Genomic DNA, 20,557 nt, shown 5'->3' with positions numbered 1-20,557 from the left:
TAGCAGCGCCGCCACCCCACTGGGCGCATCGAAGAGGACGCCCGTGCCAAGCGCAAGTGGCGAGAGTTCTACTCAACACACCTGCCGAACTCCACGATGGGGTGGGAGCACCCGAGAGTTCCTCCTGAGCAACCTTCAGTTTTCCTGAACCCACGGACGAATATCTGGGTAGCCGACTGTCGCTCTGTAGACCAGGTCCGCGAGCACGTTGACCTCGCTGACCTGGTCGAGGTGGTGTGCCTGCCCCTGAAACACCGGTGACAAACGGGCCGGTCAACACCTGGGGGTGTGAGCGCAAGGTGGGCTCTGCTGGTAGCCGCCGGGCACGTCGGTGCTGACGGCCGCCCAAAACGGCCGTGATTCAGGGAAATGGCCGCCGAGGGTGTGCCCGGACAGACCGGGATGTTCGGCGCGCAGTTGAGCGAGTCCCGCACTGGCCAGCCCGCACCGCTGGTACTCAGCCTCGGCTTCTGGGCCGTGTCCCGCCACGCCGATGTCTCAGCGGCTTGGCGGAACACCAAGGCGTATTCATCTGACCACGGACCCGCTGTTGAAGAATTCGGGCCCAACGCCTCACAGGTGATGGGCTTCGTGGCCAGGGATCCTCCATCACACACCGTCATGCGCAGACTGGTCGCGAGCGGCTTCACCCGAGACCGCGTCCGCAACCTGGAGCCGCGTATCCGTCAGCTCACCCGCAAGTACCTGCGGCCCGCGCTGGAACGAGGCTCCTTCGACTTCGTCAGCGACTTCGCCAGCATGATCCCTGTTGATGTCATCTCCGAACTCATCGGCGTTCCCGAAAGCGATCGGCCCCTGCTGCTGCGGCTCAGCCAGCAGATCATGACACGCGACGACATCCAAGGCCGCCTCACGCCGACGGTCACCCAGGCCAACAACGAGATGGGGAGCTACTACGGCGCTTTGATCGCCGAACGGCGTCGCAAGCCGCGCGAGGACCTCACCTCCGCCCTGCTACACGCGGAAATCGAAGGCAAGCGGCTGTCTACCGCCGAGGTGATCGCCACGCTGATGCTGCTGGGCGTGGCCGGCAACGAAACGACGATCCGTACGCTCGGCACCGCCTGGAGATGCGCCTGGCAGCATCCCGACCAGCGCGAGCGCGTCTGGTCAGGCGAGATCGAAATCGGCGCGTGGGTCGAAGAAACCCTGCGCTACGAAGGACCGAGTCAATACACAGCCCGGCGTGTCACGCGCCCGACGGAGTTGCATGGGACCATCGTTCCCGCCGACGCATGCATGCTGTTGGTGATTGCTGCAGCAAACCGCGACGAGAGAGAATTCACCGGCGCCGACCGCTTTGACATGACTCGCGACACCTCCCAGACACTGGCGTTCGGGCTCGGCCCGCACTTTTGCCTGGGCGCCCCGCTGGCGCGACTGGAACTCGAGATCGTGCTACAGGAACTGGTACGGGCGGTCAGGCCCGACTACGGCGTGGACATGACCAGGGCATACTTGACGACCAGCCCCAATGTCCGCGGCCCCGCGAAGCTACCCACGACGGTCAAAGCTCGGTAGTTGCTGCAAGCCAGCGCGCATGATCAGCCTGGCGGGCCGCAGGTCCGGTTCCGAGATACCGACGTCCCGCGTGGGTGGGTTTATTGGGAGGGCTGTTCAGCAGCGACTGCCCCGGCAGCGATTCTCTGCCGAGAGTCCGCTCCGTCCGGCCGTGAGGAGCGGCGATCGCGCCCCCAACGCGGCCGCGAACACCCCCGAACGCGCCCCTCACGCCTAGGCATCTTTGACGCCAAGGCCGGAAGGGGCTGGGGCCGATCGCCGTCCGGCGGTTCGTTCCTCACCACCGGCCACCGGGGCAGCAGGGGTCAGGTGATCGTCAGCCCGCCGTGCACGTCTCCGGCCTGGACGACGCTGCCGGTGACGTGGCCCGTGAGCGTGTTGCGGACGGTTGGTGCGGGCAGGGTGGCGGTTTCCTTCTTGGCGTCGGCCGCGTCCGTGGGAAGGTCCCCGTCGGCCTGGATGAGGAGAGCTTCGACGCTCCCGTTCATGATGTGGTTCTCCCCTGGTTGGTGCGGCGCGTGCTCGGCACGCTCGTCATGGTGTGTCATGCCTCCCTGTACGGTCCTGGCGTCCCATCGGGCTCACTTCGCGCATGCGGTTCTCCGGCCGGTCTCGGCCACCGCTCGCCAGGCAGCGCCCAACGACCCCAATGAGGTGTTCGCGGACTTCGCGGACAGAAGCACGCGCGCGCACGAACCCAACGCGCCTCACTCCCCCCGGCTCACGCCCCCACTTCCGCGCAAACGATCACACACACCTAGGCATTACGACATGATGGCCTCGGGACCCGTACGCGAAGGCGTCACCGAGTGGCTCGGCGTCGCGCCCGGTAAGCGGCGGTTCGGCAGGCGTGAGTGTCGTAGACGGCATCACGGCGGCGGCCGAAGCCGGGGTCGAGGCCACGACGTACTTGCGGGTGAGGTCCACCGAGCGGGTTCCTGTCAGGCCTCCGCCGAGGTTGACGCCGATCTGGCCGGCCAGCATGTCCAGGTCGGTGAAGGACGGATGCACTGCGCCTTCCACCATGTCGGTGTCCAGCATGGCCGGACTGGTCGGCGAGCCGACCCTCGGCCTGTACAACGCCTCCAAGTGGGCGCTGGAGGGCATGATGGACGCCTTGTCGCGGGAGGTCGCCCACCTCGGCATCAAGGTGACCATCATCGAACCCGGCCCCTACGCCACCGAGTTCGCCAGCGCCGCTTCCGTCAAGGCCTCCCCCGAGATCCCCGCCTACGACGAGGCTCGTCGAGCCCTGCTCGCGGGCTTCGATCCGGCAGACGTCGCCGACCCCGCCGCAACCGCGCCCGCCGTGTTCTCGGCGATCGACGCCACCGAGCCGCCGCTGCGACTGGCCCTGGGCAAGGCGGTCCTGCCCAGGGTCCGCAGCCAATACACCGCACGACTGTCCCTCTGGGACGAATGGGCCGACGTGTCCGCACGCGCCCACGGCAACCTGTGACGAGACTGGAGTAAAACGATCATGAAAGCAGCCGTATACCGCGAGAACGGCGGTCCCGAGGTGCTCAGCTACGAGGAGGTCGCCGACCCCGTGCCCGGCGCCGACGAGGTGCTGATCCGTGTCGAGGCCATCAGCATCGAGGGCGGTGACCTGATCAACCGGCAGAGGGTCCCGCTCCCGCACAGCCCCCACATCGTCGGCTACAGCACCGCGGGCACGGTGATCGCCGTCGGCGAGCACATCACCGATCTGCGGGTCGGCCAGCGCGTGAGCGCCTTCGGGGAGACCGGGTCGCATGCCGAACTCCGGGTGGTGCGGCCGGATCATTGCTGGGTCCTGCCCGACGGTCTCGACGCGGCGGCGGCGGCGTGCGTGCCGGTCGCGTTCGGCACCGCCTACGAGGCGCTGTTCGAGCGGGCCGCGGTCACCACGGGCAGCACCGTGCTGGTGCAGGGCGTGGCGGGCGGTGTCGGTTTCGCCGCGGTGCAGCTCGCGGCGAAGGCCGGGGCGCGGGTCATCGGGACGGGGTCGAGCCGGCGGCAACTCGACGCGTTGCGCCGGCTCGGCCTGCACGACGGCATCGACTACACCACCGAAGACGTGCGCCAGCGCGTCCTGGACCTCACCGACGGCGTCGGTGTCGACCTGGTCGTCGATCCCGTCGGCGGTCCGATGACCCAGGAGTTGATCCTCGCCACGCGCGAGGGCGGCACGATCGCCTTCGTCGGATTCTCGGCTGGCCAGCCCCTGATCGACCCGGTCACGCTCGTCCTGGGCGGCCGCACGATGACGGGCTTCATGCTCAGCAAGATCTTTCACACGCCTCGCGTGCGCGCCTACCTCGCTGACATCTTCCGCCGGGTCGCCGAGGGCGACCTCGACGTGCTCATCGACCGGACCTTCCCGCTCGCCGACGCCGCCGACGCGCACCGCTACGCCGAGCAGCGCGGCCGTCTCGGCCGGGTGGTCATGACGCCGTGACGGCCCAGTCACGCGACCACGACCTCCACCACCCATGATCAGGAAAGAGAAGACAGCCATGACGCTGCCCATGCAGATCGACTTGACCGAGGAAACCGGCACCAGCGCGATGACGGTCGACATCCCCGTCGACGCCAGCGCGGCCTTCGTGTGGGATGCCGTGCGCGACATCTACGCAGTGCACAAGCGGCTCATCCCCGGAGCCGCGGTCGCCGTCGACCAGGAGCCGGACACCAGGATCGTGACCTTCGCCGACGGGATGAAGGCCACCGAACGCATCCTCGAACTCAACGACGACGCCCGGCGGCTCGTCTACCAGACGACCGAAGGCGCTCCCCTGACCCACCACCTAGGCACGCAGGTCGTGCGCGAGGACGACACGGGTGTGTACCTCGTCTGGACCACCGAGTTCGCCCCGGCTTCGCTGCACGACTGGGCCACCAGCCTCATGAATGAATTCGCTGAGCTCATGAAGAAGACCATCGACACGGCCTACGCTAGCCAGCTATGAAGTGTGGGCACCGGTCGGATCAGCCGAGTCACAGCGAGCTCGCCGAACCAGCCGGTGCCCGCTCAGGGCGCCAAACCCACCCAGGCCGTGCGGTGGTGTGTGGTGTTCAGCGCCGCGGCGTGATCACGGTGACGTTCCTGGCGGATTGCCTGCCTGTGACACAGAATCCCGTATTCTCTGTCACAGAGCCGACGATCCACCCACCGCCATCTGCGGGACGCCGTCACCGCGGCGAGGGCGACTCGGCCACATTCTGTGTCACATCACCGGAAGGGGCCGCCGAGGTGTCCGTGATCCCGCTGCCGACCACACACCGCCCGGTGGCGCTCGTGGTCGCCGTCGACGCGTTCCTCGACCGATACCGCGACGACCCGGCCACCCGCGCCACCTACACCGAGACCCTGCGCCGGCTACGCGAGACCGCCGGCGACCCAACTGCCGGTCGCGGCGCTCACTCCGGAGACCTATGAGCAGACGATGGCCCGCTGGAACCAGGGAGCCCCGAACACCTGGAACAAGCACCTGTCCGCGCTGACCTCGTTCACCGCGTACTGCGGCCGCCAGGACTGGCTGACCACCGACCCCGGCCGCCGACTGGAACGCCGCAAGCCAGTTCCGGGTTCACGCCCCAGCCGCCTTGCACCGGATCCCCACCTCAACGACGCACCCGGCACATACCGGCGGGCGATTCAGCCGATCACCACGTCGTCGCCGGTGCCCACGCCGATCCCAGCCAGTCCGTCGCGCATCCATCGCGGGGTGATGTCGTCCTCGAAGCGGTGCCGGTCGACGATGCGTCCCGTGCGGGCGTCGAGCTTGACGAGCGTCGTCGCGTCCTCGGCGACGTAGGTGTCCACGCCGTCCGTCAGCACGGTGCCGTTCCACGCGTCGCCCAGGGCGCGGCGCCAGGCGACCTCGCCGTCGGCGATCCGGTAGGCGACCACCTCGGTCTCCGAGCGCACCGTCACCAGCTCGTCCGACACCCCCATCGCCTCCCCGTAGGGGTTGTCCTTGAGCCCCGCCGACGGGACGCGCCAGAGGATCTTCCCGTCCTGGACCCTGCGGACGACCAGAGCGCCGCCGTCGTCCACCGACGCCAGGCGGTCGGCACCGAGCGCACGCGCGTGCCACAGCTCTCCACCGTCGAACCCCCACAGCCGCCTGCCGTCCGCGGCGCTGAGCGCGACGTTCGACTCCGCGCCCGCGCAGTCCTGGAAGACGAGCACGGTCTGGCCCGCGCTGCGGACCGAGCCGAGGACGGGGCCTCCTGCGGGGCAGGAAGCGGACGAGGCAGACGGGTAGGACCAGCGGATCGCCCCCGTGCGGCCGTCCAGCACGTCGAGCCGGCCGTCGTGCAGGACCACCACGAGGGGAACGGAGCCGTCCCTGGCCACGGAGATCTCCCAGGCCGCCCCCCATTCCTCGTCGTAGGCCCGGTTGGCCTCGTGGTCCGGGCCTGGCGGCAGGTCGGCCTGCCAAACGATGCGGCCGTCCGGCACGTCGATGAGGCTCACCCGGCCGTCCCGCCAGATGTCCGCGACCCGGCGATCGTTCATCCGGACGGGCCCCAGCGAGTCGTCCGCCCAGCCGTTCTCGTACCGCCAGGCCGTGGATCCGTCCGTGATCCGCTCTCCGACCAGTCCTTCGGTACGCAGGCCCCACCGCGAGCGCACCGCCACGTCACCGTAGACCTCGGCCGCGAAGGGAGCCCTACCGACGACGTCGATCCCTGCCGTCCCCCACCCCGCCGGACGCCAGGGATAGGAGGAGTCCCCCATCGGCATCATGGTCTCGCCCGGCCAGCCGACGAGGCCGAGCAGCAGGATGCTGACGACGGCGCATGACACGATCTGGATCAACCGCATAAGGCCCAGCATGGCCCCTTAACGCGTCGAATGCGGCCAAAACGAAAGGCCACTCGAAAACCTGCTGACTTGCGAGAACCCCGTTAACGCCAGATTCCGTTCCACCTCTCTCTGCCCCCGGAGAAGTCCCTGCTGTGGGACCCTCGCCCCAGCCTGCTGCGTCGAGACGAGCCGCCCATCCCACCTGGGCAACGATCACGCCGGTCTCGGGAAGCGATCTTTCAGGCCCCTACTGCATCCCAGGTCACACCCACTCGTGAACACCCCACAGTGACTCCATGCCAGGCGGACCCAACCGCGCGCAGCCGACGCAGGTGGTCAACGGCGGCTTGGCGCGCTTCCCGGTCGGAGTCCGGCATGATCGACCTCCCGCTGTGAGGGTGGCGTCACGAGGTGCTCAAACGGGAACGTAGCCAGTCAGGGCCTGCCAGTCCGTCGAATGACGATCGTCAGCCGCGGCGCCCGGCGACGGCGATGAGCCTGAGCCGCCAGCATCCTGCCTCCTCGCCGCTCGTATCCGGGACCAGAGTCACCGAATCGGTGCAGCACCGCAGAAGCGCACAAGGCGACGTCCTGATCGAATGACCGGGGTCGGGTAGGTGATCTTCCTTGGATCGGAGCGCGCGTGAAGGCAGGCCAGACCTTTAGATACCGCGGACGGAGGCGATGGTGAAGGGGATCCGCGCGGGGCCACCGTCCGGATCTACGATGCTGCCCTTATCGAGCTGTGAACGGACCACGTACAGCCGCCCCCGCTGGTGCAGCAGATTTGTCGGGAGCTGCAACGCTTGATCGGTGATCCGCCGTTCCTCCAGGGCTGCCCGCCCATCCGCCGTGACGCGCCAGCGGCTGATCGCGTTGGCCTTGACAAGGGGATGCGCCACCCACAGCTTGCCGTTCCGCAGTTCCATGCCGTCGGCCAGGGCCATGTCGCCTCCACGTAGAGTGACCTTGCGGATCCCGCCAGAGTGCAGGCCGATGCGGTAAAGGGCACCCCTCATGTCGGCCGTCAACAGGTAGCGCCCCGACGGCTCCGCGACGATCCCGTTGAGCGTGACCGTCTTGCCGGGCTCGTACGGATCCACGACACCGGCCAAGTCGAAGGCGGGAGTCAGCGGCGTTTCACGACCCCGTTCGCGGGCTCGTGCGAGCTGCCAGGGGGTGACCCGGTAGACCACCGTCCGGAAGCTGTCGGTGATGTATGCGGTGCCGTCCGGGGCAATGGCCAGATCGTTGACGAGGGGTTCGCTCTTGCCCTTGGCGGGAGGGCCGAAGCGAGCCAGTAGGCGGCGGCTGGGGATGTCGTAGACCGCGACTCCGGTGCTGCGGTCTATTGCCCACAGGCGTCTGGCCCGGTCGACCTCTAGCCCGAGCGCGACAGTGCGTCCGTCCGCGCCCGCGGGCAGGAACACCTCCGCGACACGATGCCCCGGCCTCATTCTGAAGATCGTGCCGTCCTCGCCCGATCCAGTGTAGAGATCGCCGGTGTACGGGTCGGCGGCGATGCCTTCGGGAAAGACCCGGTCACCGGGCAGCTCATACGCCACGGATACCTGTGAGCGCGCAGGCTGCTCGGCTGCCTGCGCGGCGCCGCCGGCAAGCAACGGTGCGGCGATTGCCACGAGAGCAAGAAGGCGTCGTCGAGTTGTGGAGCGCATGAGGGCCTCTTCCTGAGTTCTCACTGTGTCCGGGCGCTGACGTGGTCCAGCAGGGCGATCTCGTCGTCGGCGAGCCGCAGAGTCAGGTACGGCAGCAGGTCGGCGAGCTGGGCCGGGTTGCGGGCTCCGGCAAGGGGGGTGGCGACGGTGGGCTGGGCGGCGAGCCAGGCCAGCGCGACCGCGGCCATCGTGGTGTGATGCGCTGCGGCGACCTCTTCCAGAGCGGCCAGTACGGCCGGGCCGTTGCCGTCCAGGTGAGCGCGGGCCTGGTCGGCGCGGGGGCTGTCCACCCCGGGGCCGTCGGGGCGGTACTTGCCGGTGAGGAATCCACGTGCCAGCGCGACGTAGGGCAGGCAGACCAGTCCGGTCCGGGTGACAGCAGGCGCGAGGTCCCGTTCGTAGTTCTCGCGCTGCACCAGGTTGTATTCGGCCTGCAAGGCGACGTATGCGGCGAGCCCTTCCCGGTCCGAGGTCTCCAGTGCCGCCGACAGCCGCGCTGCGGTGTAGTTGGACGCCGCGATGTGCCGTACCTTGCCGGACCGGACCAGCTCGTCGAACGCCCCGAGGGTCTCGGCCAGTGGGGTGCCGGGGTCGTCCACGTGCGCGTAGTACAGGTCGATGTGATCAAGCCCAAGCCGCCGCAGTGAGTCCTCGGCGGCGCGCCGGATCGTCTCCGGCCTCAAGTTGTCCAGCCTCGGGAGCGCACCCACCTTCGTGGCGATCACCATCTGGTCTCGGTTGCCGCGGGCCTTCAGCCAGCGGCCGATGATCGTCTCGGACTCACCGCCGCTGTTGCCGGGCACGTGGAAGGTGTACCTGTCCGCGGTGTCAATGAAGTTGCCACCTGCCTGGGCGAAGGCATCCAGCACGGCAAACGAGGTCTCCTCGTCCGCCGTCCAGCCGAAGGGATTGCCGCCCAGGCACAGCGGTGACACGTCCAGATCACTGTTTCCGATCTTCATGGCGGCAACGCTAAAGGTCCGCAGGGAACCATCTGGTTCCCTGCGGAGGTCAACCGCCGTCGGCGTCCGCGAGTTCGTCGGCGTGTTCCTCGGCCCACCGGGCGAGCACCGACACCGGCCCCAGGAGGCTCTCGCCCAGGGCAGTCAGCCGGTACTCCACACCCGCGGGTGCGGTAGGCAGGGTCCGCCGCTCCACCAGGTTGCCGCGCTCCAGCTTGCGCAGCGTCTGGGTCAGCATCTTGTTGCTGATCCCGCCGATCCGGCCACGCAGCTCGGTGTACCGCAGCGGACCACGCCCGAGCCCGAACACCACGACGACAGACCAGGCATCGGCCACCAGATTCAAGGTGGTACGGGCCGGGCAGTCGGCCAAGAACACGTCGGATCTCATGCCTGCTCGCCGACGGAGTCGGTGGCGAGGTAGCGGTGCAGCGAGGTCTTGGGAATGCCGGTCTTGGCGGCGATGACGCCGAGGGAGTTGCCCTCGGCTTTGAGGAGCCGGGCGTATTCGATCTTGTCTTCCGAATGGGCGACGGGGCGGCCGATCCGGCGGCCGCCGGCGTCGGCGACTGCGCGGGCGTGGGCGGCGCGTTCGGTGGTGAAAGTGCGTTCCATCTCGGCGAACAGGGCCAGTAGCAGGAAGGCGATGCGGCCCATGCCTTCGTCGGCGGTGTTGATCGGCAGCGGGTCGGCGAGCGACCGTACACCGATGCCCTTCTCGGCGAGGTCGTGAACGAGGTTGAGCACCTCGCGCAGGTTGCGTCCGATTCGATCCAGAGTGTGCACCACGATGGTGTCGCCGCGGCGGGCGTAGGCCAGTAGCTGGTTCAGGCCATCGCGGTCGACACTGGTGCCGGTCTTCTTGTCGACGTAGATCCGCTCGTCGCCGATTCCGGCCGCAGCCAAGGCGTCGAGCTGCCGGTCGAGGGACTGCTTGGTGGTGGAGACGCGCGCGTATCCGAGTTCCATCCCGCCGTGGAGGTGATCACTGCCGTTGCCCATCCTCCGAGCGTACTGAAAATCAGCTCCGTACCGCCCTTTCGGAACGATAGTTGTGGAACGATTTCCGGAACGACGGTGTCCGCTGGCGTCCGATTCTTCGAGGAAGCGGGCGGTGTGCCGTCGCGTCGTTCCAGTTCCAAGGTTGTGGAACACCTCACCTTGATGCTCAACGCCAAGAGGTCGGGCGTGATGAAACCCCCGCTCAACTCACTCTTTCAACTGGTCGGGGAAGTCCTGCCCGGTCAGAATTTTGAACTCGGCACCGACCTCTGCTGGATCTTGCCGGTGGGCCTCGCGCAGGAGGTCTAAAACGGAACCGAGGATCTCGTGCGTGTGCTCCGGCAGGTCCTGACCTAGCACGAAAGCTTCGAGGAGCGGCGTGATGGCCTCGCGATACTGCTCCGCCTGGACCAAAACGAACCCCTGGGCGCCAAGGCTCTGAACGTAAGCCAGTAGATAGGCGGCACGGTTGAGCTCGGCCAGCTCGGTGTAGAGGTCGACCGCCTGCTGGCTGACCGGCGCCGCCTCATCGCGCCGCCCCACCTCCGCCAACCGCAGGGCGTGGTTGGTCAGCGACGTCGCCAGGTCGGGCAGGTGGGCGGACCGGTTGAGCTCGGCCAGCTCGGTGTAGAGGTCGATGGCCTGCTGGCTGGCGCTTAGTGCCGGGCGGTATTGACCGGCGTTGGCCAACCGGATGGCGTGAGCGAGGTGAAGGGCAGCATGTTGCGTCGGGACGGTGGTGGCGGCGAGGCGGTGAGTGGTGAGATGGGTGGATAGGGCGGCGATGCCAGTGTCCAGGTCGATATGGCGGCCAGATGGTAGCCGAGCTGCGATGAGTTCCAGCAGGGGCAGGGGCAGGGGCAGGGGGATGTGGGGTAGGGCGGTCAGGGCGGCCAGTGCTGCGCTGCCTGCGTGCAGGATCACCTCGGGGTGGGCGCGCAGGAGCGGGTAGAGCTGGGTGGTGGCCACATGCGGCCAGCGGCGGGAGGTCTCGATCAGTACGGTCATGGTGGCGCCGGTCCACGGCAGCGGCTGCTCGACGGGAGTCGGGTCGTCGCCGTGGTTCAGGAGCCGGGCGGGGGCCTGGTCGGCCCAGTCGTCACAGGACGCCGAGGTGATGGTGTGGCCGGGGGTGGCCAGGGCGAGGAAGTCTTCGGCCAGTCGGTCGGGATACAGCGGCTCCAGCACCGTGTCGCCGCGTGCCGGCGGATAGCAGTACTGGTGGTCATCCAGCAGGGTATTGGCCGCCTGGACGCGTCGGCCAGCCCGATCTGCGCCAATGCCTGCCAGCCGTGGCGGCGCGCGAGCGGCCGGGTGAGGATGGCGGTGAAGACCGTCCGCCCCAGCGCGGTAGGGTCACTGGCCAGCGGCTCGGGCTTGCGCCGATGCAGCTCGGCCCAGTGCTCGCGCTCCCGGCCCAGCAGATAAGCCGAGGCACGCGCAGGGTTCGCCGGCTGCTTGATTCCCTGCTCCAGAGCGTCGACCGTGGCCAGCGCCGCGATGTCGACTGCGGCCAGCGCGGCGATGTGGATGGTCAGCACTTGCGCGTAGTCGTCGTTCCAGCTCAGAGCAGCCGGTGCCTTGATAGCGGCCGCTCGATCGGCGGGCAGACCGACGTGAGGGGCGAAGTGAGCTACGGCGTCGCGGAAAAGCTCGCCTCGCATCGCTCGCCGCAGGGCTAGCGCGGGCAGCGGCTGGGCCACGGCGTCGAGATCCAGCACACGCTCGATCCAGGCGGCGATGCCCTCCCACCACGCACCGGCCGGGCGGGCCAGCAGCAGCACCCGGACCGGGCCGGCGGCATGCAGGACCGGGTCCTGCAGAAGCTCGTACAGGGCTGGGACCGGCCAGCGCTCGGCGTAGTCCACCACCACCAGCAGCCCGCGCCGGGGTCGATCCCGCACCGCAGCCACGCTCACCGCGGGAGTGGCGGCCGAGCGCGTGCAGCGCCCGGTGCGCGAGGTGGTACGAGAACCCGGCACCGACCAGCGTGCCCACGATCCCGTCGTAGTACGCGACAACGCCGGCCGGGATGGTCCGGCGCGAGCCCAGCAGCCCGGGCGCCCACGAGTGACGCAGCATCACTTCCCGCGCCGCGAGGAACCGCTGCCGCAGCCGCGTACGCCAGTCTCCGTCAGGTTTGGTCGTGTCGAGGCGGCCGACCGCGTCATGCATCTCAGCGACCACGGTCTCGACGACGCCGTCGAGCAGGGCCTCCTTGCCCGGCAGATGGTAGTAGAGCGACATGGCCTCGACGCCGACGTCAGCGGCGAGGCGGCGCATCGTCAGCGCCTTGATCCCCTCCGCATCCGCCAGGACGACCGCCGCCGCCAGCACGCGCTCGCGGCTGAGCGGCTCGCGGAATGCCTTCGCTGCCATCGGTCTTCCACCCCCTTGTCGGTGCCTTACATCGTAAGTTACCTTACGAGGTAAGGCACACGGTCGATCTCTCGCTGGCCGCCGCGCCGGCACAGCCCTCAAGGAGAGCCACCATGCACGCGCTGATCCGCACCGCCCGCACGACCGGGCTGTTCTACCTCGGCCTCGCCGTCACCGGCGCACTGGGCTTCCTGCTCATCCGGCCGCGGCTCTTCACGGCCGGCGACCCCGGTGCGACGCTCGCCCACCTGGTCGACCACGAATCGCTCGCCCGCGCCGGGGTCGCCTTGGAGCTGCTCATCGTCGTCACCCAAGCCCTCACAGCGGCATGGTTCTACCGCCTGTTCCGCACCGCACACCCGCTTGCCGCCGGCGGTATCGCCGCCTTCGGCCTCGTCAACGCGGTCGCGGTTCTCTCCAGCGCGGCGCTGCTCGCCACAGCGATCCAGGTCGCGCTCGCCCCGATCGGCGACGCGGCGGTCGTCGTCCAGGTCCTGTACCTGGTCAGCGGCAACCTGTGGGGCGTGGGAGCAGTGTTCTTCGGCCTGTGGCTCATCCCCATGGGCTCGTGCGTGCTCCGCTCGGGCTGGATGCCCCGCCCGCTCGGCTGGATTCTCATCGGCGGCGGCATCGGCTACCTGCTCAGCGCGTTCATCGGATACCTCGCCCCCGACGCACAGGGCATCGCAGACGCTCTCACCGTCCCCGCGACCGTAGGGGAGCTCTGGATGGCCGGCTACCTGCTGATCCGCGGCGTCCGCCGTCACGCGCTCGACCAAGCCCCGTCAGGTGCGCCCACGGCGGCACCCGCAGCGGGTTGACGGGTCCCAGGGACCGAGGAACGTCCCGAGCCAGCGGACGATCACCAGCTGGAGGGCGAACCCGAGTGTGACTTGGATCGTTTGAGGTCGTGATTCTTGGATCGGTATTTGTCGTCGGGGTCACCGTAGCGATCGCCGAGAACCGGGGCGGATATGAGCGACTGCCGTCCAGGTACCGGCCCGCGACGGGGGCCTCAGTGTCGGCGGCGGGGCGGGCCGAGGTGCTCGGTGACCTTGGCGATGGCTTCGGCGCCGGGTTTGACGTAGCGCATGGCGGTGCGGGGGTTCTTGTGCCGAGTCTTGCCCATGATGAGTTGCAGCGGGATTTCGGCGTCGCCGAGGTGGGTGGCGGCGCTGTGGCGCAGTTGGTGCAGGTCGAGCCCGGCGTACTTCTCCAGCAGGACGCGGGCGCGGTCATAGCCGAGGCGGGCGCGGCCGGTGTGCGGGCAGATGTCAGAGGCCGCCGGGCTGCGGGCCGGGACGGGGCGGCGTTCGGACAGGAACAGCGGGCCGCGGGCGCGTATGCTGCCGTCCGGGAGCCGGAGTAGCCGGGGCAGCAGGTGGGCGGTACCGCTGTCCCAGTACACCCACTCGACGGCGCCGCCCTTGGAGCGGACGGGGGCGCGCCGGTGCTCCAGGTCGAGGTCCTCGACGTTCAGCGCGAGGATCTCCGAGGCTCTGGCCGCCGTCTCATAAAGCATCCGCCACAGCGTCTTCTCGCGCAGCGGGATGTCGCGGCGCGACAGCAGCCGGTGGATGGTGGTCTTGGCGACCGCGCGGGTCTCGTCGGCGCTTTCCTTGCGGCGTTCGGCGTCGGCCGGAACCGAGGGCGCGGCCCAGTGCTTCTTGGCCTGGCACCAGGTGAGCCAGGAGGTGACGGCGGCGCGGTTGCGGTTCCAGGTCGCCGGCGCGCTCTCGCCCCAGAGCTCGGTGAGCGCGGCGCCGATTTCGGCGTCGGCGATCTCGGCGAGCGGTCGGTCGCGGCCGAGCAGGGCAATGACGCGGTCGATGGCGGAAGCGTAGGCGCGGTGGGTGTTGGGGTTGGCCGTGCGCGGGGTGGCGAGGAAGGCGTCGGCGGCCGCGGCGAGCGTGACGCGCCCCCCGCGCACGGCGGTAACCTTCGGCGCGGCGCTCATGCCGCCCGCTGGGCGACGCCTGCGGCGATGTACCGGATAACGTGCCGGAGTCGCACACCGCCCCGGCGAGGGGTTCTCCTGGTCGCCGCGCCGCCATGATCGCTAATGTACGTGATAATAGGCAATTATCGCGTACATGACCTTACGTTTCCTGACCGGCGTGCCGGACGGCTCAGCCGATCGAGAGCCGATATCCGCCGGGCACCGGCCTCGGTCGCGTTCATACCCACGAGCGCATCAGCATCCGGGCCCACCACGCCGCGTACGGGATCGTCTCGCCGGACAAGATCGGATAGAGCCACCAGAAGTTGACCAGGACGATGAAAGCCCCCGCTCCGACGATGGCCGCCCCGGTGGCTCTCCGGATCGACGCCGTTCCGCCGGGCCCGAGCGCCAGCCCTGCGACGATCGCCAGCGCCAGCACCATGAACGGCACGACAGGGAGCATGTAGAACAGGTACATGGTGCGGTTGTCCGCGATGGCGTAATAGAACCACGGCAGCCACCCCGCGCCGTAACCGAGCAGCACGGCCCCTGCTCGCCAATCCCGAACGGCGGTGTACCGGGTGATGAGCACGACGAGCGCGGGCAGGGCGAGGTACCACAGCGCCGGTGTGCCGACGCCCAGCACCGCTTGTGAGCAGTCCTTGGCCGCACAGGCGTTCGGCGGGCTCAGGTAGTGAAAGGCGACGGGACGTTGCAGCAGCGGCCACTGCCACGGTTCCGACATGTACGAATGCCGGGTGTCCAGGCCGGTGTGAAAGCCGAGGACCTGCAACTGGTAGCCGAGCCACGAGCGCAGCGAGTCGACGACGAAGAAGCCGGGCCCGGCCTGGGTGGCCTGTTTCCAGTTGCGCCCCCGGCCCTGCGCGCGCAGGAACCAGCCGCTCCAGCTCAGCACGTAGATCGTGGCGGGGACCAGGACGAACGCGCCCGTCAGACCCTGCAGGGCCCCGGACAGGCGCGGCCGTAGTCCTAGCGCCCGCCCCGCGCCCGCATCCCATATCAGTGAGAGCGCGGCGAAGGCGAGCAAGAAGAAGACCCCCGACCACTTGACGGCGCACGCGGCGCCCAGGCAGGCTCCCGCGGCCAGCCGCCAGGGCCTTATGCCCATCTGGGGCCAGGCCTCCTCTAGTGTGATCCGCCAGAAATTCGTCCGATAAGTTCTTATGCTGGCAGGTATGGCGCATCGAGGGCCGGCTGCGGTGGAGATCCACTTGACGGAAGCTGAACGGGCTCAGCTGATCGGCATGTCGGTGGCATCGGCGCGGCTGGCGATTCGGGCGAAGATCGTGTTGGCGTGTGCGGTACCGGAGGCCAGCAACGCGCAGGTGGCGCGGGATTTGGGGATAGCCGTCGGGACGGTGCGCAAGTGGCGTGCCGCCTTCGCCCGGGGCGGGCTGGATGCGTTGGCCGATGAGGTCCGGACTGGACGGCCCAAGGCGGAGCTGGCGATCACCGATGACGAGCGGGCGGTGTTGCAGCGGTGGGCGCGGAGGGCGAATTCCTCCAAGGCATGGCTGGCCCGTCACCCCCGCTTCCACATGCACTTCACCCCCACCGGCTCCTCCTGGATCAACCAGGTCGAGCGGTGGTTCGGCTACCTCACCGACCAGCTGATCCGCCGTGGGGTCCACAAGAGCGTCCAGTCGCTGGAGCAGGAAATCCGCGACTGGCTGGATCAATGGAACGACGACCCGAAGCCGTTCGTCTGGACCAAGACCGCCGACGAGATCCTCGAATCCCTCGCTCGATATTGCCGACGAATTTCAGACGCGGGACACTAGTCGCGCAGCACCAGCAGCGGCTTGCCCCCGTGACCGGGCGCCTCGGCGGCCGCCAGCGCCTCCGCGTAGGCGGCGAGCGGATACGGCCGCGCCTCCGGGATGCGCATCCCGCCCGAGTCGACCAGCTCGAACGTCCGCGCCAGCGCGGTCAGGGTCGCGGTTGGACGTCATGCTTTCCGTGGAACGAGTGTGGTCAGTCACCGGCGACATCAGTAGTGACGCAGCCGGCAGTGGCACACCCTGATCCTTCGCCTTCAGTTGCACCGCAAGTGCCAGGTTCCCGCCGACCGAATCACCGGCGAACACGACCCGCTTCGCGTCCGCGCCCTGATCCAGCAGCCACCGGTAGGCACCGAACACCTCATCCACCGGCACCGGAAACTGCCCGCCCTTGTGGATGAGCCGGTAACTCGGGAGCAGCGCCCGCACCCCCATCGCCTTGGCCAGATGCCCGTACAGCTTGCGATGCGTGTACACCGATCCGGTGATGAAACCGCCGCCGTGAACGGCGAACAAAACCGTGTCCTCGGGAGCGTCCTTCGGGATCGCCCACAAGGCGGGCAGAGGTCCGCCCGCATCGACCTCTACATAGTCCACACCGCCAGGTTCACTGGTCAAAGTGATCCAGGTGTCCTCAACCAACCTCTCCTGGTTGTCCGCCGACCAGTCGTCATGCTGTGCGGAAGCAGCCAGCCACTGCCGATAAAGTTCATTCACAGCTTGCGATTCTCGACTCGCCACCGCTGTTCTCCTCTTCTTCGAGTCGTCATCCGGGAGTGGTTGTGTCCAGCGGACACAACCACTCCCAGTCCCGGCGCTGGGACCTGGTGAGGTCGCCGTTGCCGCATAGTCTGATCGGCGGTGCCGACCGGACGGCAGATACCAATACCTGGAGCTCGAACGCCCTGGCGACGCCGCCGCCAGCACCGGCCCGTCCGCCCTGTTCCTATCGGCCGCCTGCACGACGCCCAGACCCCTGACCCGGGCCGCAAGCTCGGCCTGCTGCGTCCGCACGACGCCCGGCACACCTTCGCCTTCCAGCTGTCACAAACCTCCGGGCACAACCGCGCCGAGCTTGAACGCCGCCTGGGCCATGCCAACGACCGCTACCTGCGCCTGTACACCACCCCACCCGACGACATCGCCGCCAGCTATATCGAAGATCTCTAGGACCTGGAGCAGGGACGGTCCAGGGCGGGGCCACGCTTTCCTCACCGAGGTTGCCGAAGGGGGCACCCCCGGAACTCGCCGCTCCCGGCCGAGGTGAGCACCCACATCGGCAAACATCTCAGGGCCCGTGCGATAGAACGGGAACGTACGCCGACGTCCTCCACTCAACGACGATCACGCCCTACCAGTGAGCTGGGCGAACGGGCTTAGCGTACGGTTTCGGCCCTGCACACTCCGAGGGCCTACACCTGGTTCACCATGGCTCTGCACCGAGAGCGATGACCCGGACAACCGGCGCGCCGCACCAGGGTGGGGCACAGCGGCTCCTCACTCGACCGCGGCGGCACGGCGGGTGACGGGCGCGGATGGGTTGGGAAGGTGGAGTCATGCGGAGTTGGTGGTGGTGAAGACGCGGGCAAGCTGGTGGTCGATCATGGCTACGGCGTCCTCGGCGGACCGCTGCCTCAGCAGAACGCTGGACTGCATCCCCTCGGCGCCTGCCACCAGGAACGCGGCCTCGGCCGCGGTGTTGATGTCCAGGGGCACCTGGCCGGATTCCTGCCCTTGCACGAGCAGGCCGGCGACCAGGTTCTCCAGCGCAAGCGGTGCGTCGCGGGCGACCTTGGCCAGGGCGGGGTCGGTCAGGAAGCGGACGAAGTAGGCGGCGTACACCAGGTGCCGGCTGCGCCGTTCCTCATCCAGCGGGAGCAGCTCGAACAGCACTCCACGCACGATCGCGTGCATGCCAGGCGCTTCGCCGAGTTTTGCGAGGCGTTCACGGGCCCGCTGCTCGGCATCGTCGTTGAGAATCTCCAGCGCGCCGAGCAGCAGCTCATCGCGGGTGCCGAAGTAGTACTGCAGCAGCCGGGCGGAGACCCCGGCCTCCGCGGCGACCTGCCTCAGGGTGACGTCTTCCAGGCCACCGCGGGTGGCTAGGCGCCAGACGGCTTCTGCGATCTGGCGGCGGCGCTGGTCGTGGTCCACCTGTCGTGGCATGCCATCCGTCCTCGCGACTCGTTTGTGGTGCGATCGTACCAAGGCGGATGTTATGGTTCGATCGCACCACAAACCGTGGAGGGCGTGTTCACGCCTGCCGTCACGGCCCTTCGGGGCGATGGGAGACAAAGCGCACATGAAGCACGTCACCGTGCTGATCATTGGCATGTTGCTGCTGGCCCTGGGAGCACAAGGGGCCATCCGGCTGCTCGCCGACCACGACAACGCCGGGCTGCTCGCATGGCTGCCCGGCGGATTCGCGGTGTGGCTGGCATGTTACGCGGTGGCCGCCATCGCCGGAGCATCGCTGGCCGGCTGGGCCAGCAAGAAGGCCAAGCAAAGCGGGGACGGGCGATGACCGGCCGCACACCCGCGCCGGCCGCGATCCTCGCCCTGCTGGCAAGCGCATGGATGCTCGTGGCGGGATGCACCCCTGCCCATGCCGACGACATCTCCAACCCGGTCGTCGTGACGGCGTCGGGCGAGGTCCAGGGCATGAATCAGAATGGGGTCCGCCGCTTTCGCGGCATCCCGTACGCTGCTCCGCCCACCGGAGAGCGGCGCTGGCAGCCACCCCAACCGGCGATTTCCTGGACCGGCACCCGCGACGCGACGAAGGCAGGACCGGCGTGCCTGCAGCCGGAGGCGCCTGATATGCCGAAGGGCACCCCGCAGAGCGAAGACTGCCTGACCCTGGAGGTGACCACACCCGTCCGGCCCGGCAAGGGGCGGCCGGTCATGGTCTGGGTGCCCGGCGGCGGTTTCATCACCGGCGCCGGCTCGATCCACGACCCGGCCCGGCTGGTCAAGGCCGGAGACATCGTGGTCGTGACGGTCAACTACCGGCTCGGCGTGTTCGGCTTCTTCGCCCACCCCCAGCTCGGCGACAGCAGTAACTTCGGCCTGCAGGATCAGGTGGCGGCGCTGCGCTGGGTGCGCGCCAACATCGCCGCGTTCGGCGGAGATCCCGACAAGGTCACCCTCGCCGGAGCCTCGGCCGGCGCGATGAGCACCTGCACTCTCATGACCTCACCGGCCGCCCGGGGCCTGTTCCACCGGGCGATCGTCCAGAGCGGATCGTGCCGCACCAGCCACCCGGCCGGAGCGATGGGCACGGGCATGCCCGCGATCTCCTCCTGGCACCCGATCGACACGATCCGAGGCGCCGGCCAGGCGCTGGCCGAGCAGCTGGGCTGCACCGACGTGGCGTGCCTGCGCCGCAAGAGCGCCGGTGAGCTGCTGCCGCACACCGCCCAATTCCCGCTCCTCGCCTACGGCACCAGCCTCGTCCCGCAAGAGCCGGCCACGGTCTTCGCCGCAGGCAAGCAGGCGGCCATACCACTGCTGCAAGGCAACACCCGCGACGAGCACGTCGAGTTCACCCTGGCCGTCTACCCGCACGGCATCACGGCCCGCCAGTACCCGGTCCTGCTCAAAACCGCCTTCGGGCCGGCCGCACCACGTGTCGAGCGACGCTACCCGGCGCGGCGCTTCCCCTCCCCCACCGCGGCGGCCAGCCGCGTGTTCAGCGACAGCGGCTGGATCTGCCCCTCCTGGAAGTCCGGCCGCGAGCACGCCAGGAAAGCGCGCACCTACGCCTACATCTTCGCCGACCCGTCCGCGCCCACCCCCAGCGGACAGCCCCTGCCTGCCCACGTCCGCCCCGCAACCGCGCACGGAGCCGAGACCTTCTACCTGTTCGACTTCCCCGATAGCTCAGGTCTCACCACCGACCAGCGGCGCATGGCCGCTCAGATCGTCGGCTACTGGACCCGGTTCGTCCGGACCGGCGACCCCAACGGGGCGGGCAGCACGACCTGGCCCCGTCTCGACACCGCCGACCGCGCGCTCAACCTCGCTCCGGAGTCGGTACAACCGATCAACATAAAGAACGCTCACCACTGCGGTCTCTGGTTCTGACGGCTGGATCTCGACCGAGACGCCTCAGCGTGAAAGCTTCCGAGATCGGCTCAATCTCGGAAGTACACTCCCCGTTGCGACTTCCGAGATCACGCAATCTGAGTCGCTTCAGGAGACCGGATCCGCTTCCGAGATTACGAAGCCCCGTCCGGGCGCTCGCCCGACAAGGCTGCCGCCCACCTACGACATGGCCCTCGACGCATACGCTGCCGCGCTGGAACGCGCCCCGCTGTCGGCCGAAACCCGGCGCACCTACCGCTCCCGGGTGCGCATGTTCCTGTCCTGGCTGGCCGATCACGCCGCCAGCTATTCCGCCGATCCTCTCGCCGATCGGCAGGCGCGGGACTGGGGCGTGCGCGACTACCGGA

Annotated in this window: 23 protein-coding genes and 1 pseudogene; 11 read left to right on the top strand and 13 right to left on the bottom strand. The window is 68.7% G+C overall.

All coding sequences use genetic code 11. The annotated features are described in order from the left end of the window. Positions 1–369: 369 nt before the first annotated feature. Positions 370–1,542, top strand: a complete 1,173-nt coding sequence (locus LDL49_RS53890) for a cytochrome P450 (RefSeq protein ID WP_225302723.1) — start codon at positions 370–372, stop codon at positions 1,540–1,542. 305 nt (positions 1,543–1,847) lie between these two features. Here LDL49_RS53890 and LDL49_RS53885 read toward each other — a convergent pair whose 3' ends face one another. After that, positions 1,848–2,090 (bottom strand): hypothetical protein, encoded by a 243-nt coding sequence (locus tag LDL49_RS53885; protein WP_225302722.1) that lies wholly within the window; start codon positions 2,088–2,090, stop codon positions 1,848–1,850. Between the two features lie 199 nt (positions 2,091–2,289). Then, positions 2,290–2,583 carry a hypothetical protein gene (locus tag LDL49_RS53880; protein ID WP_225302735.1) on the bottom strand — a complete coding sequence of 98 codons (294 nt, stop codon included), beginning with the start codon at positions 2,581–2,583 and terminating at the stop codon, positions 2,290–2,292. Between LDL49_RS53880 and LDL49_RS53875 the strand changes: the two genes are divergently transcribed. The 4 genes from LDL49_RS53875 to LDL49_RS53860 all read left to right on the top strand — a co-directional run bounded on the left by LDL49_RS53875 (position 2,582) and on the right by LDL49_RS53860 (position 4,963). Next, positions 2,582–3,001: an SDR family NAD(P)-dependent oxidoreductase gene (locus tag LDL49_RS53875; RefSeq protein ID WP_263656689.1), complete on the top strand. Its 420-nt coding sequence runs from the start codon at positions 2,582–2,584 to the stop codon at positions 2,999–3,001. The two genes, LDL49_RS53880 and LDL49_RS53875, sit on opposite strands and share 2 nt — an antisense overlap. Before the next feature lie 21 nt (positions 3,002–3,022). Beyond that, positions 3,023–3,982: a quinone oxidoreductase family protein gene (locus LDL49_RS53870; protein WP_225302721.1), complete on the top strand. Its 960-nt coding sequence runs from the start codon at positions 3,023–3,025 to the stop codon at positions 3,980–3,982. Between the two features lie 58 nt (positions 3,983–4,040). Next, a complete protein-coding gene (locus tag LDL49_RS53865; RefSeq protein WP_225302720.1) occupies positions 4,041–4,493 on the top strand; it encodes an SRPBCC family protein in 453 nt (150 codons plus the stop codon). Positions 4,494–4,777: 284 nt separating this feature from the next. Beyond that, positions 4,778–4,963, top strand: a complete 186-nt coding sequence (locus LDL49_RS53860) for a hypothetical protein (RefSeq protein WP_225302719.1) — start codon at positions 4,778–4,780, stop codon at positions 4,961–4,963. A 219-nt stretch (positions 4,964–5,182) separates the two neighbouring features. Here the strand turns inward: LDL49_RS53860 and LDL49_RS53855 are convergent, their stop codons facing one another. The 7 genes from LDL49_RS53855 to LDL49_RS59630 form a co-directional block, all read right to left on the bottom strand. Next, on the bottom strand, positions 5,183–6,358 hold the full coding sequence (locus LDL49_RS53855) for an outer membrane protein assembly factor BamB family protein (protein ID WP_225302718.1): 1,176 nt from the start codon (positions 6,356–6,358) through the stop codon (positions 5,183–5,185). Positions 6,359–7,002: 644 nt separating this feature from the next. Then, complete coding sequence (locus LDL49_RS53850; RefSeq protein WP_225302717.1) at positions 7,003–7,980, bottom strand: SMP-30/gluconolactonase/LRE family protein; 978 nt, start codon at positions 7,978–7,980, stop codon at positions 7,003–7,005. Between the two features lie 56 nt (positions 7,981–8,036). Beyond that, positions 8,037–8,978, bottom strand: a complete 942-nt coding sequence (locus tag LDL49_RS53845; protein ID WP_225302716.1) for an aldo/keto reductase — start codon at positions 8,976–8,978, stop codon at positions 8,037–8,039. 49 nt (positions 8,979–9,027) lie between these two features. Further along, on the bottom strand, positions 9,028–9,369 hold the full coding sequence (locus tag LDL49_RS53840; RefSeq protein WP_225302715.1) for a winged helix-turn-helix transcriptional regulator: 342 nt from the start codon (positions 9,367–9,369) through the stop codon (positions 9,028–9,030). Then, positions 9,366–9,980, bottom strand: coding sequence for a recombinase family protein (locus tag LDL49_RS53835; RefSeq protein ID WP_225302714.1), 615 nt, complete (start codon positions 9,978–9,980; stop codon positions 9,366–9,368). Before LDL49_RS53835 ends, LDL49_RS53840 begins: the two co-directional genes overlap by 4 nt. A gap of 207 nt (positions 9,981–10,187) precedes the next feature. After that, the gene (locus LDL49_RS53830) at positions 10,188–11,168 is read right to left on the bottom strand and encodes a tetratricopeptide repeat protein (RefSeq protein ID WP_225302713.1); all 981 of its coding nucleotides are present in this window, start codon (positions 11,166–11,168) and stop codon (positions 10,188–10,190) included. 168 nt (positions 11,169–11,336) lie between these two features. After that, positions 11,337–12,263, bottom strand: a complete 927-nt coding sequence (locus LDL49_RS59630) for a TetR/AcrR family transcriptional regulator C-terminal domain-containing protein (RefSeq protein WP_372470732.1) — start codon at positions 12,261–12,263, stop codon at positions 11,337–11,339. Positions 12,264–12,472: 209 nt separating this feature from the next. Here LDL49_RS59630 and LDL49_RS53820 point away from each other — a divergent pair, with 209 nt between their 5' ends. Further along, positions 12,473–13,180, top strand: a complete 708-nt coding sequence (locus LDL49_RS53820) for a DUF4386 domain-containing protein (protein WP_225302711.1) — start codon at positions 12,473–12,475, stop codon at positions 13,178–13,180. A gap of 194 nt (positions 13,181–13,374) precedes the next feature. Here the strand turns inward: LDL49_RS53820 and LDL49_RS53815 are convergent, their stop codons facing one another. Both LDL49_RS53815 and LDL49_RS53810 read right to left on the bottom strand, forming a co-directional pair. After that, positions 13,375–14,289 (bottom strand): tyrosine-type recombinase/integrase, encoded by a 915-nt coding sequence (locus tag LDL49_RS53815; protein WP_225302710.1) that lies wholly within the window; start codon positions 14,287–14,289, stop codon positions 13,375–13,377. A 247-nt stretch (positions 14,290–14,536) separates the two neighbouring features. After that, positions 14,537–15,430: a dolichyl-phosphate-mannose--protein mannosyltransferase gene (locus tag LDL49_RS53810; protein ID WP_225302709.1), complete on the bottom strand. Its 894-nt coding sequence runs from the start codon at positions 15,428–15,430 to the stop codon at positions 14,537–14,539. Between the two features lie 55 nt (positions 15,431–15,485). On the opposite strand from LDL49_RS53810, the gene LDL49_RS59625 reads away from it, so the two are divergent. Then, complete coding sequence (locus LDL49_RS59625) at positions 15,486–16,103, top strand: helix-turn-helix domain-containing protein (RefSeq protein ID WP_372470730.1); 618 nt, start codon at positions 15,486–15,488, stop codon at positions 16,101–16,103. Here the strand turns inward: LDL49_RS59625 and LDL49_RS53795 are convergent. After that, positions 16,086–16,820 (bottom strand): alpha/beta hydrolase fold domain-containing protein, encoded by a 735-nt coding sequence (locus LDL49_RS53795; protein ID WP_225302708.1) that lies wholly within the window; start codon positions 16,818–16,820, stop codon positions 16,086–16,088. The two genes, LDL49_RS59625 and LDL49_RS53795, sit on opposite strands and share 18 nt — an antisense overlap. 144 nt (positions 16,821–16,964) lie before the next feature. Here LDL49_RS53795 and LDL49_RS53790 point away from each other — a divergent pair, with 144 nt between their 5' ends. Further along, positions 16,965–17,273, top strand: a complete 309-nt coding sequence (locus LDL49_RS53790) for a site-specific integrase (protein WP_225302707.1) — start codon at positions 16,965–16,967, stop codon at positions 17,271–17,273. Between the two features lie 384 nt (positions 17,274–17,657). Here LDL49_RS53790 and LDL49_RS53785 read toward each other — a convergent pair whose 3' ends face one another. Next, the gene (locus LDL49_RS53785; RefSeq protein WP_225302706.1) at positions 17,658–18,269 is read right to left on the bottom strand and encodes a TetR/AcrR family transcriptional regulator; all 612 of its coding nucleotides are present in this window, start codon (positions 18,267–18,269) and stop codon (positions 17,658–17,660) included. 136 nt (positions 18,270–18,405) lie between these two features. Between LDL49_RS53785 and LDL49_RS53780 the strand changes: the two genes are divergently transcribed. From LDL49_RS53780 to LDL49_RS53770, 3 genes and pseudogenes are all read left to right on the top strand, one after another. Further along, positions 18,406–18,627, top strand: a complete 222-nt coding sequence (locus LDL49_RS53780) for a hypothetical protein (RefSeq protein ID WP_225302705.1) — start codon at positions 18,406–18,408, stop codon at positions 18,625–18,627. After that, the gene (locus LDL49_RS53775; protein WP_225302704.1) at positions 18,624–20,189 is read left to right on the top strand and encodes a carboxylesterase/lipase family protein; all 1,566 of its coding nucleotides are present in this window, start codon (positions 18,624–18,626) and stop codon (positions 20,187–20,189) included. Before LDL49_RS53780 ends, LDL49_RS53775 begins: the two co-directional genes overlap by 4 nt. A gap of 187 nt (positions 20,190–20,376) precedes the next feature. After that, positions 20,377–20,557: pseudogene (locus LDL49_RS53770) on the top strand (tyrosine-type recombinase/integrase); the annotation flags it as partial.

The sequence above is a fragment of the Nonomuraea aurantiaca genome, from assembly GCF_020215705.1.
Classification (GTDB): domain Bacteria; phylum Actinomycetota; class Actinomycetes; order Streptosporangiales; family Streptosporangiaceae; genus Nonomuraea; species Nonomuraea aurantiaca.
The sequence above is the reverse complement of the archived record's forward strand: the minus strand, read 5'-3'. Positions and strand labels throughout refer to the sequence as shown.

Bases quoted from the DNA above. Each gene is read 5' to 3' on its own strand.
- LDL49_RS53890 (WP_225302723.1), top strand. From the start codon at position 370: ATGGCCGCCGAGGGTGTGCCCGGACAGACCGGGATGTTCGGCGCGCAG.
- LDL49_RS53885 (WP_225302722.1), bottom strand. From the start codon at position 2,090: ATGACACACCATGACGAGCGTGCCGAGCACGCGCCGCACCAACCAGGG.
- LDL49_RS53875 (WP_263656689.1), top strand. From the start codon at position 2,582: ATGGCCGGACTGGTCGGCGAGCCGACCCTCGGCCTGTACAACGCCTCC.
- LDL49_RS53880 (WP_225302735.1), bottom strand. From the start codon at position 2,583: ATGCTGGACACCGACATGGTGGAAGGCGCAGTGCATCCGTCCTTCACC.
- LDL49_RS53870 (WP_225302721.1), top strand. From the start codon at position 3,023: ATGAAAGCAGCCGTATACCGCGAGAACGGCGGTCCCGAGGTGCTCAGC.
- LDL49_RS53865 (WP_225302720.1), top strand. From the start codon at position 4,041: ATGACGCTGCCCATGCAGATCGACTTGACCGAGGAAACCGGCACCAGC.
- LDL49_RS53855 (WP_225302718.1), bottom strand. From the start codon at position 6,358: ATGCGGTTGATCCAGATCGTGTCATGCGCCGTCGTCAGCATCCTGCTG.
- LDL49_RS53845 (WP_225302716.1), bottom strand. From the start codon at position 8,978: ATGAAGATCGGAAACAGTGATCTGGACGTGTCACCGCTGTGCCTGGGC.
- LDL49_RS53840 (WP_225302715.1), bottom strand. From the start codon at position 9,369: ATGAGATCCGACGTGTTCTTGGCCGACTGCCCGGCCCGTACCACCTTG.
- LDL49_RS53835 (WP_225302714.1), bottom strand. From the start codon at position 9,980: ATGGGCAACGGCAGTGATCACCTCCACGGCGGGATGGAACTCGGATAC.
- LDL49_RS59630 (WP_372470732.1), bottom strand. From the start codon at position 12,263: ATGCGCCGCCTCGCCGCTGACGTCGGCGTCGAGGCCATGTCGCTCTAC.
- LDL49_RS53820 (WP_225302711.1), top strand. From the start codon at position 12,473: ATGCACGCGCTGATCCGCACCGCCCGCACGACCGGGCTGTTCTACCTC.
- LDL49_RS53810 (WP_225302709.1), bottom strand. From the start codon at position 15,430: ATGGGCATAAGGCCCTGGCGGCTGGCCGCGGGAGCCTGCCTGGGCGCC.
- LDL49_RS59625 (WP_372470730.1), top strand. From the start codon at position 15,486: ATGCTGGCAGGTATGGCGCATCGAGGGCCGGCTGCGGTGGAGATCCAC.
- LDL49_RS53785 (WP_225302706.1), bottom strand. From the start codon at position 18,269: ATGCCACGACAGGTGGACCACGACCAGCGCCGCCGCCAGATCGCAGAA.
- LDL49_RS53780 (WP_225302705.1), top strand. From the start codon at position 18,406: ATGAAGCACGTCACCGTGCTGATCATTGGCATGTTGCTGCTGGCCCTG.
- LDL49_RS53775 (WP_225302704.1), top strand. From the start codon at position 18,624: ATGACCGGCCGCACACCCGCGCCGGCCGCGATCCTCGCCCTGCTGGCA.